Below are 13,805 nucleotides of genomic sequence, written 5' to 3'. Positions count from 1 at the left end.
TAATATACATGTTGACAAAAATTGTACAAACGCCAATAATGATGCAAACTTTCAGAAATTACTGAAAGTTTATTAAAAACATTAACAATTGCTTTGTGCTGTCACTGCATCACAACCAAAGGAGCCAAAAATGATAGATGAAACCTTTGTGGATCTATCGCGATTACAGTTTGCTGTCACCGCTCTATTTCATTTTTTATTTGTGCCGTTAACAATCGGTATGACCTGGATTTTAGTTATTATGGAATCGGTTTATGTTATGACCGGTCGCGAGATTTATCGCGATATGACTAAGTTTTGGGGCAAGTTATTTGGTATTAACTTTGCTATTGGTGTGGCTACCGGCCTCACCATGGAATTTGAGTTTGGTACTAACTGGTCGTATTACTCTCATTATGTGGGTGATGTATTTGGTGCACCACTGGCTATTGAAGGCTTAATGGCCTTCTTTTTAGAATCAACCTTTGTGGGGATGTTCTTTTTAGGTTGGGACAGGCTCTCTAAACGCCAGCATTTAGGGGTAACATTTTTAATGGCGCTGGGCACTAATATGTCTGCGCTATGGATTTTAGTTGCTAATGCGTGGATGCAAAACCCAGTCGGGGCAGAGTTTAACTATCAAACCATGCGTATGGAAATGACTAGTTTTGCAGAGCTAGTATTTAACCCTGTAGCGCAAGTTAAGTTTATTCATACTGTGTCTGCAGGTTATGTTGCGGCGTCTATGTTTGTGCTTGGGATTAGTAGCTGGTACATATTAAAAGGACGTGATTTGGCATTTGCTAAACGTTCGTTCTCGGTGGCATCAGGCTTTGGTTTAGCCTCTATTTTATGTGTTATTTTACTCGGTGATGAATCTGGCTACGAAGTCGGTGAAGTACAAAAAGTAAAACTCGCGACCATTGAAGCTGAATGGCATACCGAAGAAGCCCCCGCAGCTTTTACTATGCTAGGTATTCCTGACTCTGAAGAGCAAGTAACTCATGCTGCGGTTAAAATTCCTTACGCATTAGGTATTATTGCAACGCGCTCACTTGATGAACAAGTGATTGGTATTTCAGATCTTGAGAAAAAACACGAGAAGCGTATTCGCAATGGCATGATTGCTTATGAATATCTAGAAAAACTTCGCGCAGGTGACGATACCCCTGAAAATATCGAAAAGTTTGATAACGTGAAAGATGATTTAGGCTATGGCCTATTACTGAAACGTTATACCCCTAACGTGGTAGATGCCAGTGAGGCACAAATACAACAAGCCGTTAAAGACTCCTTCCCTAAAGTGGGCCCTATGTTTTGGTCATTTAGGATTATGGTTGGCTGTGGCGTGATCATGCTTGGCGTATTTATCCTTGCTTTTTATTACAACGCTCATCGTATTATTGAACAAAAACGTTGGTTGTTGTGGGCGGCGGTATTGAGCATTCCTCTGCCTTGGATTGCCATTGAATTTGGTTGGATTGTAGCTGAATATGGCCGCCAGCCATGGGCTATTTCTGAAGTGTTACCGACCTTTTTAGCAACGTCATCGCTGACGGTAAATGATATTTTAATTAGCTTAACTGGTTTTATTGTTTTCTATACTGGATTGGCGATTGTTGAAGCATGGTTAATGATTAAATTTATTAAGCAAGGTCCAAGCTCTTTGCATACCGGTAAGTACCATTTTGAATTACCTGATCACAGCACGACTGCTAAAGGAGAACTATCATGATTTTTGATTATGAAACATTAAAAATGCTCTGGTGGTTAATTATTGGTGTGCTGCTAATTGGTTTTGCCATTACCGATGGTATGGATATGGGCGTTGCTATGTTGCTACGCTTAGTCGGCAAAACAGATTCTGAACGCCGTACCGTTATTAACACTATTGGCGCCCATTGGGATGGTAACCAAGTATGGTTTATAACCGCAGGTGGCGCTTTATTTGCAGCATGGCCTATGGTGTATGCGGCAGCATTTTCTGGTTTTTACTTTGCCATGATGCTGGTGTTATTTGCATTATTTTTTAGACCTTTAGGCTTTGATTATCGCTCTAAGGTTGACTCTAAACGCTGGCGTAATAACTGGGACTGGGGCTTGTTTGCCGGCAGTGCCATACCTGCGCTGGTATTTGGTGTAGCGTTTGGTAACTTGTTTTTGGGTGTACCGTTTCATATCGATAATTTATTGAGAGTTAGTTATCAAGGGTCGTTTTTTGCCTTACTTAATCCGTTTGCGCTCATTGCCGGCTTAGTTAGTATTACCATGTTAATTGCACACGCGGGAATGTGGCTACAACTGCGAACCGCTGATCAAGTTGCTGAGCGCTCAGGACAATATGGTCGCTACTCATTACTTGCCTTTATAGTATTATTTGCAGCGGCCGGTGTGTGGGTTGCCAACCTAACAGGTTATCAAATTGCCTCTATGGGCGACACCCAAGGTCATGCAGATCCATTGGCAAAAGTAGTTACCACGGCTCAAGGCGCATGGCTTAATAACTACAGTGAACGTCCATGGACAATGACCTTCCCTATTTTGGCATTTGCGATGGCACTGTGTGCACTCCTGTTTTCTAAATTGAATAAGCCCGCTTTGGGATTATTAGCAACCAGTGTGATGTTAATTGGGGTGATTATGACTGCGGGCGTTTCATTATTTCCGTTTATTATGCCTTCAAGCAATAACCCTGATATTAGCTTAACAATTTGGGATGCGGTATCGAGCCACAGAACACTCAATGTTATGTTTATTGCTGTGGTTATATTTGTGCCACTCATTTTAGCTTACACCACCTGGTGTTATGTGAAAATGTGGCGCAGAGTGACCGTTGATGAAATTGAAAATAACCCTCACGGCAGCTATTAAGGAGACTAAATTATGTGGTATTTCGCGTGGATTTTAGGTGTACTGCTTGCTTGTACTTTAGGCGTTATAAACGTGATGTGGTATGAATTTCATCAAAATAAAAACAGTATTGCTGATGATGAACAAGCCACCCATGATTTATTAAACGAGCATAATACAAATCACAATGACGACTAATCCCCGACCAAATCGCGCGCAGCAACAACCCCTGCGCGCTTTTTTAAAGCAGCAGAGTAAACCGGCGGCAATGTGGTTAAAGCTAAGCATTGCACTTGGAACAGTTAATGCAATTTTAATGATTGCAGGAGCTTACTTACTCGCGCAAACCATTCATGAGGTGATGTTTGAAGGGCATAGTTTAGCCCAAGTAACCCACTATTTATGGCCTTTAGCGGGTATTATTTTACTGCGCGCCATTTTCTTAGCACTCAGCGAGCGATTAAGCGCATTTGCTACGCTTAAAATTAAATCGGCTATTCGCCAAACCTTACTCGATAAGCTCACACAACTCGGCCCAAGTTATATAGAGCAACATGGCCAAGGCGCTACGCTCAACACGCTGCATAATGGTGTTGAGGCACTCCATGACTACTATGCTAAATACCTACCCGGTGTTGCCTATAGTGCGCTTATTCCATTGGCTATATTAGTGGTTATATTTCCTACCGATTACAAAGCAGGATTAATATTTTTATTAACCGCGCCACTTATTCCTTTTTTTATGATTCTAGTTGGCCACAAAGCCGAGGCGCTTAATCAAAAACGTTGGCAACAACTGGCAGTATTAGGAAACTATTTTTTTGACCGTGTACAAGGGCTTACTCAACTAAAACTATTTAATGCCACGCGCAAAGAGCTCAAACAAATTGCGCGTATTTCAGATGATTTTAGGCACGCAACGCTAAGCGTGTTAAAAATTGCTTTTTTATCCTCTTTTGCTCTGGAGTTTTTAGCCACAATTAGTGTGGCACTGGTAGCGGTAATTATTGGCTTTAGATTATTTTTTGGCACCCTAGATTTTGCTACTGGCTTTGTAGTGCTGTTACTAGCACCTGAATTTTATTTACCCCTTCGCCAATTAGGCAGCCATTACCATGCACGCCTGCAGGGAATTAGTGCTGCTGCAGATATGTTGATTATTTTAAATGCACCACTGCCCGAAAATGATGATAGTCACACAGCAAAGATCAATATTAATGCTAGTAGAACTATAAGCATCCATGAGCTCAGCTTTAGTTACCCTAATAGCAATGAGGGAATAAATAATATTAATTTAACCCTGCCAAGCGCAGGACTAGTAGCCATTGTCGGAGCTAGCGGCTCAGGTAAGAGCACCCTACTTGATTGCATGCTTGGTTTTCACCCAGAAGTAATACAACATATATCCATTGACCAACAACCATTGACGACCGCGGATATAAGCCAATTACAACAAAACATTGCATGGATCCCACAAAAGCCAACCTTATTTTACGACACCCTAGCCGCCAACATAAAATTAGGTAACCCAGACGCTTCATATGAAGCACTTGTAGATGCTGCAGAGCAGGCAGGTGCGCTGGAATTTATTAACGAGCTACCCGATGGCTTTAACACCTTAATAGGTGAGCAAGGTGAAGGGCTATCTGGCGGGCAAAAACAGCGTATAGCATTAGCTCGTGCATTTTTAAAACACGCCCCTATTTTAATGCTCGATGAGCCAACCGCTCATTTAGATAGTCAAACCGAGCAACTCATTCAAAACGCTATTGCTGAATATGCAAAAAACCACTTGGTGATCACCATCGCACATCGCTTAAATACAGTAAAAAATGCTAAGCAACTTATCGTTATGGAAAACGGCTGTATCGTTCAACAAGGCGATTTTAAAGCGCTCAGCCAGCAATCTGGCGAATTTGCAAAGCTACTGCAAACAGCAGAACAAGGGGTAACTAATGGCTAATTTTATTCGTTTACTCAAATTGTGCCGCCCTCATTATAAAGCGATGCTTTTGGGGACGTTTCTAGCGTCACTCACGGTGCTAGCTAATGTAGGCTTACTCGCTATTTCAGGCTGGTTTTTAGCTTCTATGGCAGCCGCAGGAATTGCCGGCGTCCATATGAACTACTTTACCCCAGCTGGCACCATCCGCTTTTTAGCGATTGTGCGCACCGCCTCACGTTACGCTGAACGCTTAGTTACTCACAACGCCACATTTTTATTGTTAAGTGAAATACGAGTAAACATGTTCGCCACTCTCAGCAAGCTCAATAACCTTGATTTAGCTATGAGCCGCAGTGCCGATTTAGTTAATCGCTTGCAAAACGATGTAGACGCATTAGATAAGTTTTATTTAAATGTGTTGCTGCCGATGTTAGTAGCTTTACTGACTGTGCCTATTATTATGCTGTTTATGTCAGCCTACAATGTAAATGTCGCCCTTATTTGTTTTGTTGGGATTATTATTATTGGGGTGATTATACCGGCAATATTAAGTAAGCAATTAGATAAAAATAGTCACCAAGAAACCTTACTTAGTGCACAACTTAGAGCAGAGCTATCAGACACCTTAACGGGTCTTAGAGAGCTAAATATTTATCAAGCTCGAAACCAACAACTCACTAAGTGTGATCAGTTAAGTGAACAGTATAATCAGCAATTATTTATTCGTCATAAGACTCTTGGCAACGCTGATGGCTTAAGCTTACTCATAGTGCAATTGGCTATGCTTGCCAGCATTATTACTATTGTGCCGCTAGTGTTTAGCGGTGCTATGGTCAATGTAGAGCTGGCGATGTTGAGCCTGTTTGTGCTTGCCAGTTTTGAAAGCGTATTGTTACTGCCTAACGCCTTTATTGAGCTTCCTAATGTACTAAAAGCAGCTGAGCGACTCTTTATTCTTGAAGACAAAACGCTTAGCACAAATAATGTATCAACCACAGATATTGAGCTATTAAATAAGCACTGGGCATTATCATTAAATAATGTCAGCTATCACTATGGCCAAAAGCAAGCATTAAATAATGTAAGTTTTGAGCTCCCCGCGAAGCATAAAGTGGCCATTGTTGGTAGAAGCGGCAGTGGTAAAACGACCTTAGTGAATTTGCTCAGTAGTTTATGGCCACTGCAGCAAGGAACAATAAACTTACAAAGCGACAAAGAAATCATAAGCCTGCATGATTTAAATAATGAGAGTCGTGCAAAGACATTAAATATTTTAGCCCAGCAGCATCATATTTTTGATGGCACATTAAGCGAAAACCTTGCTTATGCAGCTCCCGATGCAACCTCGCAACAAATGATTGCAGCATTAACACAGGCAGAACTTGGTGGTTGGTTCTCTGAGCTAAAACAAGGGCTAAAAACCCGTTTAGGTACCGGCGGGCGAAATGTATCTCAAGGTCAATCAAGACGTATAGCCTTGGCACAGGCCCTGCTACAAAAACCCGCCATTTTAGTACTCGATGAACCGACTGAAGGGCTCGATAATATTTCTAAACAAGCTGTTATGAATAGTGTTTTACAGCTAAAAGAGCATGCCAGTGTATTAACAATTACTCATGATCCAGCATTGTTATCGCAAATGGATAGTGTTATCTGGTTAGATAGTGGACAAATCATCGCTCAAGGTTCACATCAACAATTGCTCAATGAACACCCTGACTATGTGGCGTTAACAACCCGCTTTTAGCCCTTAGCAGTATTACTTATTCTCAATAACGGTGACCGATACATCAATAACGCCGGCGCTAGAGTCGGCTATTTTTTCAAACATAGCTTTTGATAGATCTATAATTCGCCCCCGAATATAAGGACCCCTGTCATTAATTCTCACCACCACTGACTTATTATTAGCAATATTAGTAACTTTTACTCGTGTACCAAACGGGAGTTTTAAGTGAGCAGCTGTTGCTGCTTGTTGGCTAAATCGCTCGCCACTGGCAGTAAGTCGGCCGTGGTACTTATCAGCATAAAATGATGCTTTACCTTGCTCTGCAACATCACGTTGTTGATTATTGATATTACTTGGCGCAGTACTACAGGCGGTCAAAATCACTAATAATACTGAAATAAATACGAATTTTATCAGTTTCATTATTTATACTTTATTGAAAAATGTAGAGGTAGTGTAATAGGACGATACTGAGTAGAGACTGAATTATTAATCAGCTAATAAAAAACCACCTTGATTACTCAAAGGTGGTTTTTAAATTTGTTAAAAATACTATTTTTTAACGCACAATACCGCGTTCAGAACTTTTAACGAAATCAATCATCAATTGCACTGCTGGAAACTTTGCAGCATCTTCAGCAAGTAATTCAATCGCTTCATCAACACCTAAGCTCTTGCGGTAAAACGCTTTATAAGCGCGGCGTACTGCCATGATTTCATCACTTTCAAAACCACGGCGTTTCATGCCTTCAGTATTGATTGCTGCAGGGCCTGCTGGCATACCAATGGTGGTAACAAATGGAGGTACGTCTTTGTTTACCCCCGAATACATACCAACAAATGCATGCGCACCAATTTTACAAAATTGATGAACACCTGAGTTACCCGCTAAAATAACCCAATCACCAACATGAACGTGACCCGCTACACTGGCATTATTTGCAAAAATAACGTTATCGCCAATTACCGCATCGTGTGCAACGTGGGTGTAAGCCATAAATAAGTTATTGCTGCCTATTTTGGTAACACCTTCATCTTGAATTGTACCGCGGTGGATAGTCGCACATTCACGAATCACATTATTGTCGCCAATAATTAAACTGGTTGGTTCGTTGTTATATTTTTTGTCTTGGCAAGCTTCGCCCACAGAGGCAAACTGAAAAATATGGTTACCAGAGCCAATAGTAGCAGGCCCTTTAACAACAACGTGAGACTCAATAATGCAGTCATCACCAATAACAACATCATTACCGATGTAACTATATGGTCCAACTGACACATTGTTACCAAGTTTTGCACCCGGTTCGATTATTGCCGTAGCATGGATCACAATTAAAACTCTCTTCTAGCACACATGATTTCGGCGCTACACACTGTTTTGCCGTCAACTTTAGCTTCAGCCGCAAATTTCCATATGTTACGACGCTCTTTTAAAAACTTAACATGAAGATGCATGGTATCACCTGGCACAACTGGCTGCTTAAAACGCGCGTTGTCTACAGCTGCAAATAGGTAAAGTTCGTTTTCGCTACGATTTTCAACCGTTTTAAACCCTAATAGACCCGTTGCTTGCGCCATTGACTCTAATATTAGCACACCAGGAAAAATCGGCTGATTTGGGAAGTGGCCAGTGAAAATAGGTTCATTAATCGATACATTTTTAATTGCATGCAATGATTCACCTGGGGTGAAATCGATTACACGATCAATTAGTAGCATCGGGTAACGGTGCGGTAATAAACTTAAAATTTCTTGAATATCAAGGCTATTTAATTCGTTTGCCAAAATAGCATCCTTTTTAGTGTTCAACGATCATGACTTGTTCAATGCTTCAAGCGCTTTTAGACGTGATTTCATGTCTGAAAGGTTGCGCAAATGAGCAATTGATTTTCGCCATTCTTTGTTAGTCGTATGAGGCATACCAGATGAGTAAATACCTGGTTCGGTGATTGATTTGGTCACCATACTCATGCCGGTAATTATAACACCATCACACACAGACATGTGACCGTTAATTGCGCTCATGCCGCCAATCTGGCAATTTTTACCTATGGTGACACTGCCTGCAAGTACAGTACAACCGGCAATAGCGGTGCCTGAGTTAACTTCAACGTTGTGTGCTATTTGACACTGGTTATCAATAATAACGTTACTGTGGATAATAGTATCATCAAGCGCACCACGATCTATCGTGGTACTTGCGCCAATTTCTACTTTATCGCCAATGATCACAGAGCCTAATTGTGGAATTTTAAGCCACTGACCACGTTCATTTGCATAGCCAAAGCCATCACTACCAATGACAGTGTTAGCTTGCAATAAACAATCTGCGCCAATCTCAACATCATGATAAATGCTCACACTTGGCCAAAGTTTGGTGCCTGAGCCTATTTTAGCACGTTCACCAATAAAACTGTTCGGACCAATTTGGGCGTTACCACCAATTACAGCATCAGCTTCAATTACAACATTAGCACCAATGGCTGCACTTTTGCTCACTTGTGCACTGGCATGTATTACCGCACTCGGGTGTATACCACTATTTGCACTACGAGGTGTAGTATCCATAAACTGAGCGAGTTTGGCATAACAAACATAAGGATTGGCAACGATGATTTTATTGCCTGAAAAGTAAGGCGCATCGTCAGGGCTGAGTATCACCGCACTGGCCTTTGTTGTCTCAAGCTGAGATCGATATTTCTTGTTCGCTAAAAATGCAATATGCCCAGTATGGGCATTTGCAAGTGTCGCTATTTTTTTAATTTCTAAAGCGCCATCACCTTGAAGCTCGGCGCCTAGAAGTTCCGCAATTTGCGAAAGCGTATAATTTTGCATAGATTAATTATTTCTTACTTACAGCTGTTACTACTTTTTCAGAAAGATCAGTTACTTCTTTAGGATTAAAGTAAATAGTTGTGTCTTTTACTTTAACTTCGTCGAAGTCACCTTTTTTAGCAATCTCTTGGATAGTTTCAATGATTAAAGTCTGAACTTTAGCCAACTCCTGATTTTGACGTGCTTTAATTTCTTGCTCTAACGGACGGCCCTTTTCAGCAAGGTTTTTTTGCATACCCTGGATTTTATCACGTAATGCGTCTTTTTGGTCTTGACTCATTGTGGTGCTTTCACGCTTAAACTTTTCAGCTTCAAAGCGAATGTCGCCCTGTAACTTTTCAAGCTCTTGACGACGCTCAGCAAATTCAGTTTGTAAAGACTGTTCGATTTTAGCCATTTGTGGAAGCTGCTTGTAGATTTCTTGCATATCTACAATACCCACTTTATGAGCAAAAGCATTAACTGATGTACCCATCATAAGTGTAGCTAAAACGGCAACTGCTGTTGATTTGAATAATTTTTTCACAAAAAACTCCTTTAGAAAGTGTTACTAATATTAAAACTGATGGTCTTGGTATCGTCATCTTCTTCTTTTTGCAACGGATACGCAAAGCTGATCAGCATAGGACCCATAGGTGAGATCCATTGTAATGATAAACCGGTTGCAACCCTAAAGCGCATTGGGTCTGAGTAGTCATCTAATTTTGCACGCTCATCAATACCTAAGTTTTGATAACGATCAACGTTAAACTCGGTATCCCAAACGTTGGCAGCATCAACAAAGAAACTAGTACGTACCGAACTGGTATTTTCTTCATCTAAGAACGGTGTAGGAACAATAAGCTCCATACCTGCAACGGCTTTCGCGTTACCACCTATACGGCCTTGAGGTTGCAATACATCAAACTCAGATGCTCCACCAATATTACCTGTGGTTGTACCATCACCTGATGGCGTGCCTGGTATAGATTGTGGTACTCGTGATACTGCACGCGGTAAGATAGTATTTCTATCAAAGCCACGTAGTTCCATTTCTGTAATACGGAAATACTCTTGGAATGGAAGCGTCTGCTCATACCCATTAGTAGAGCCATAACCATTACCGTAACCTAATGCCGCACGCGTTGAGAACACCCAACGATGGTCGTTTGAAATCGGCCAGTAAAAACGTGAATCGTAATTTAATTTAAAGTATTTTAAATCTGAATTCGGCGTTGTAGCTGTTAAGTTCAATGTTTGTCTTGAGCCAGCTGTTGGGAACAAACCACGGTTCACCGTTACACGCGACCAACCTACACTTAACTCATACTTGGTAAACTCAAAGCCCGCATCAGGGTTCTCTGGATCGAGGAAGGTTTCACGTAATACACGTGTTTGCTCATATTCAGCGATATCTGATAGTTCTTCTTCTATCCAACGAGCCCCAAAGTTAATACGATTTATAGCATCAATTGGAAAACCAATGTTAGTCCCAAGGCCATAACTTTTTGACTTATAGTCAATTAAGCTAAACTGGCTAGCATCGTAGTTACTGTAAAAAATGCTGCTGCCTTGCGATACGCCATCTGGCGTAAAGTAAGGGTCTGTGTACGACACACTGACACGCTCAGAGCCACGTGAGGTATTAATGTTAAAGCCAATTTGGTTACCTGTGCCTAAAAAGTTAGATTCAGTTACACCAATATTAAATTGCAGACCTAAGTACGAACCATAAGCAAGGCCGGCATTAAAGCTACCCGCAGATTGCTCTTTAACAGTAAAATCAACATCTACTTGGTCATCCACACCGGGAACAGGCACCACATTAAAGTCAACAGTTTCCATATAAGGTAAACGTTGAATTTGTAATTTAGAACGCTCAAGATTTTGGTTAGATAACCATGCACCTTCAAGCTGTGTCATTTCACGACGTAGTACTTCATCAGCTGTATTTTGGTTACCACCTACAATAATTCGACGAACATAAACACGTTTTCCAGGGTCAACCGACAAAGTTAGTTGTACTTCTTGGTTTTCGTCATCAATTTCTGGAATGGTGCGTACTTCAGCGTTAGCATATCCAAAACGAGCTAAGTAACTTTTTATAAACTCTTCTGAAGAAGTCACCACCGAGCCGTTATACAGCTCTCCGGTACGAAGTGGGATAACACTTTTGATTAGTTCTTCTCGGCCGAGTAAATCACCGATAAAATCAAAGCCTTTCACTTTGTATTTTACACCTTCGGTGATATTTGCCGTTACATAAACCGATTCACGTTCAGGACTAACTGATACTTGAGTTGAATCAATATTAAAACGCAAATAACCACGGTCTAAATAAAAGCTACGAATTTTTTCTAAATCGCCTTCAATGGTTTGTTTTTGATAGCGATCGCTACCCATAAACTGCCACCAAGGTAAATCTTGTTGCGACTCTGCAAGCTGAAGTAGCTCTTCGTTTGAAAAAAGTTCATTACCAACTAAGTTGATTTGACGAATAGAGGCTGCATCACCCTCATCAAACTCGAGTCTCAATTTAACTCGGTTACGTGGCAGCTTAGTGATGCTTATGTCCACCTTTGCATTGTATTTACCAATGCTGTGGAAAAACTCAACTAAGCCTTTTTCAATATTATCGATAACCGTTTTATCCAGTGGCTCGCCTTGACGAATATCTTGTTGATCAAGCGACTGGTTTAACTGCTCATCTTTAATGTCTTTATTGCCTTCAAATTCAATAAAGCTAATTGTTGGGCGTTCAGTTACTTTAAAAATAACGTTATTGCCATCACGCAACGCTTTTATATTGTCAAAGTGACCTGAGCGATAAAGTGACTTAATTGTTTTTGAAATTGTATATTCATCAACATTGTCGCCCACGTTGATAGGAATATGCGTTAATGCAGCACCAAGTGCGACACGTTGCAATCCTTCAACTTTTAAATCTTCAACAATAAAGGAGTTTTGGCCTAGGGCTGCAAAACTTGCACCCAATAAACTTGAAACTACCAAATGTTTTTTTATAGCCATTTTATTATCTTTATCCTTTACAACTGTATTACCGCTTAGCATCGAAAACTAAATAGTTACGAGCTTTACAATCGTGTTCTAATTTGTCGTCACCACGCTTAAATACTACAAGCGCGATACATCATTGAACAAAGCGAAACATGTTAGAAAAATGAGTAGCAAGGCTCCCACTTTAAAACCAAACTCTTGTGTCTTTTCAGAGACTGGTTTTTTACGAAAAAGTTCAATTATGTAATACATTAAGTGCCCACCATCAAGCACTGGCAGAGGAAGTAAATTAAATACTCCCAAATTAACGCTGATCAAAGCTAAAAAGCTTAAAAATGCGACTAATCCGTAACTAACACTTGTGCCGGCACCGACTGCAATGCCGACGGGCCCACTCAAATTTTTTACTGATACTTGACCAGTAATTAAGTTACCTATCATGTCAAAACTCAGCGTAATTAAACGCCATGTTTCTTTTGTGCCCAGCACAATACTATCTAGTGGCCCATAATGTCTAGTCTCAACAAAATCATCAGGCCACTGCTCTACAACCGGAGCAACACCTAAAAAACCTTGTTCAACACCATTACTGACAACTCGGCTGTTTGGGGTCACTATTATTGTTTTTATACTATCTTGTCTTTTTACACTAAATTGTAAGGATTTGTTAGCCGATTGAGTAATAAGATTAACTAATTGCTGCCAACTGCTCATTGTTTCGCCGTTTACAGCCAAAATAATGTCGTCAATCTGTAAATTTGCCTGTTCAGCAGCAGAGTCTTTAGTAATCGCCGCAATAGTGAGTGTTGCTTGAGGGCGAAACGGCACAATCCCCAACGAGCTCAATGGCGGTACATCTTGCTGATCAAGCTTCCAACCATCGAGGTTGAGAATTTGCGTTGTTTGTTGATAATTTTCATTACGTAAAGTAACGGCAACACTTTTATCACCCAAGTGCGACATCAAAGAAAAAGTCGCATCTTGCCAATTAGTAATATCGTCATCACCAATTTTAATTATTTGCTGAGTAGACGTAATGCCTGCTTGTTCTGCTCTACTGCCTTCAACAACATTACCTACAACCGGTTTTATGGTTTGCACACCCACCATATACATGGCCGCAAAAGCAAAAATAGCAAATAAAAAGTTCGCCATAGGCCCAGCAGCCACAATAGCGATTCGCGCTTGAACAGATTTTGCATTAAACGATAAATGACGTTGATTTGCGGGTACTTCATCAACACGCTCGTCTAACATTTTTACGTAACCACCGAGTGGGATTGCCGCGATCACGTATTCAGTATTGTATTTATCGTGCCATTTTAATAAAGGTTTACCAAAACCAATTGAAAAGCGCAGTACCTTAACGCCCGCCTTACGAGCCACCCAAAAATGACCATATTCGTGAACGGTCACTAAAATTCCGAGTGCGAGTATAAATGAGCCTAAATTCCAAAAAAAATCGAACAT

12 protein-coding genes are annotated in these 13,805 nt (G+C 40.8%); 5 read left to right on the top strand and 7 right to left on the bottom strand.

Annotation, left to right across the window (positions count from 1 at the left end; all coding sequences use genetic code 11):
• Window positions 1-130: 130 nt before the first annotated feature.
• The 5 genes from DK924_RS03510 to cydC are packed head-to-tail and all read left to right on the top strand — an operon-like array spanning window position 131 to window position 6,521.
• Complete coding sequence (locus DK924_RS03510) at window positions 131-1,714, top strand: cytochrome ubiquinol oxidase subunit I (RefSeq protein WP_109874345.1); 1,584 nt, start codon at window positions 131-133, stop codon at window positions 1,712-1,714.
• Window positions 1,711-2,850 carry a cytochrome d ubiquinol oxidase subunit II gene (gene cydB, locus DK924_RS03505; RefSeq protein WP_008110962.1) on the top strand — a complete coding sequence of 380 codons (1,140 nt, stop codon included), beginning with the start codon at window positions 1,711-1,713 and terminating at the stop codon, window positions 2,848-2,850. Before DK924_RS03510 ends, cydB begins: the two co-directional genes overlap by 4 nt.
• Window positions 2,851-2,862: 12 nt before the next feature.
• A complete protein-coding gene (gene cydX / locus DK924_RS03500) occupies window positions 2,863-3,027 on the top strand; it encodes a cytochrome bd-I oxidase subunit CydX (protein WP_008110965.1) in 165 nt (54 codons plus the stop codon).
• Window positions 3,017-4,792: a thiol reductant ABC exporter subunit CydD gene (cydD, locus tag DK924_RS03495; protein ID WP_109874344.1), complete on the top strand. Its 1,776-nt coding sequence runs from the start codon at window positions 3,017-3,019 to the stop codon at window positions 4,790-4,792. Before cydX ends, cydD begins: the two co-directional genes overlap by 11 nt.
• Window positions 4,785-6,521, top strand: coding sequence for a thiol reductant ABC exporter subunit CydC (gene cydC, locus DK924_RS03490; protein ID WP_109874343.1), 1,737 nt, complete (start codon window positions 4,785-4,787; stop codon window positions 6,519-6,521). Before cydD ends, cydC begins: the two co-directional genes overlap by 8 nt.
• 12 nt (window positions 6,522-6,533) lie before the next feature.
• On the opposite strand, the gene DK924_RS03485 is transcribed toward cydC, so the two are convergent.
• From DK924_RS03485 to rseP, 7 genes are all read right to left on the bottom strand, one after another.
• A complete protein-coding gene (locus DK924_RS03485; protein ID WP_109874342.1) occupies window positions 6,534-6,926 on the bottom strand; it encodes a septal ring lytic transglycosylase RlpA family protein in 393 nt (130 codons plus the stop codon).
• Between the two features lie 136 nt (window positions 6,927-7,062).
• Window positions 7,063-7,833: an acyl-ACP--UDP-N-acetylglucosamine O-acyltransferase gene (gene lpxA, locus DK924_RS03480; protein WP_008110972.1), complete on the bottom strand. Its 771-nt coding sequence runs from the start codon at window positions 7,831-7,833 to the stop codon at window positions 7,063-7,065.
• A 2-nt stretch (window positions 7,834-7,835) separates the two neighbouring features.
• Window positions 7,836-8,288: a 3-hydroxyacyl-ACP dehydratase FabZ gene (gene fabZ / locus DK924_RS03475; RefSeq protein ID WP_008110974.1), complete on the bottom strand. Its 453-nt coding sequence runs from the start codon at window positions 8,286-8,288 to the stop codon at window positions 7,836-7,838.
• A gap of 27 nt (window positions 8,289-8,315) precedes the next feature.
• Window positions 8,316-9,338, bottom strand: coding sequence for a UDP-3-O-(3-hydroxymyristoyl)glucosamine N-acyltransferase (gene lpxD / locus DK924_RS03470; RefSeq protein ID WP_109874341.1), 1,023 nt, complete (start codon window positions 9,336-9,338; stop codon window positions 8,316-8,318).
• Window positions 9,339-9,345: 7 nt separating this feature from the next.
• Window positions 9,346-9,864, bottom strand: coding sequence for an OmpH family outer membrane protein (locus tag DK924_RS03465; protein ID WP_010388129.1), 519 nt, complete (start codon window positions 9,862-9,864; stop codon window positions 9,346-9,348).
• A gap of 11 nt (window positions 9,865-9,875) precedes the next feature.
• Window positions 9,876-12,347 carry an outer membrane protein assembly factor BamA gene (bamA, locus tag DK924_RS03460; RefSeq protein ID WP_010388127.1) on the bottom strand — a complete coding sequence of 824 codons (2,472 nt, stop codon included), beginning with the start codon at window positions 12,345-12,347 and terminating at the stop codon, window positions 9,876-9,878.
• Window positions 12,348-12,452: 105 nt separating this feature from the next.
• Entirely contained in the window at window positions 12,453-13,805 is a 1,353-nt protein-coding gene (gene rseP / locus DK924_RS03455) for a sigma E protease regulator RseP (protein ID WP_109874340.1), read from the bottom strand.

It is taken from the genome of Pseudoalteromonas sp. meg-B1 (assembly GCF_003173795.1).
GTDB classification, from domain to species: domain Bacteria; phylum Pseudomonadota; class Gammaproteobacteria; order Enterobacterales; family Alteromonadaceae; genus Pseudoalteromonas; species Pseudoalteromonas undina.
This window is presented reverse-complemented; position numbering and strand designations above follow the sequence as displayed.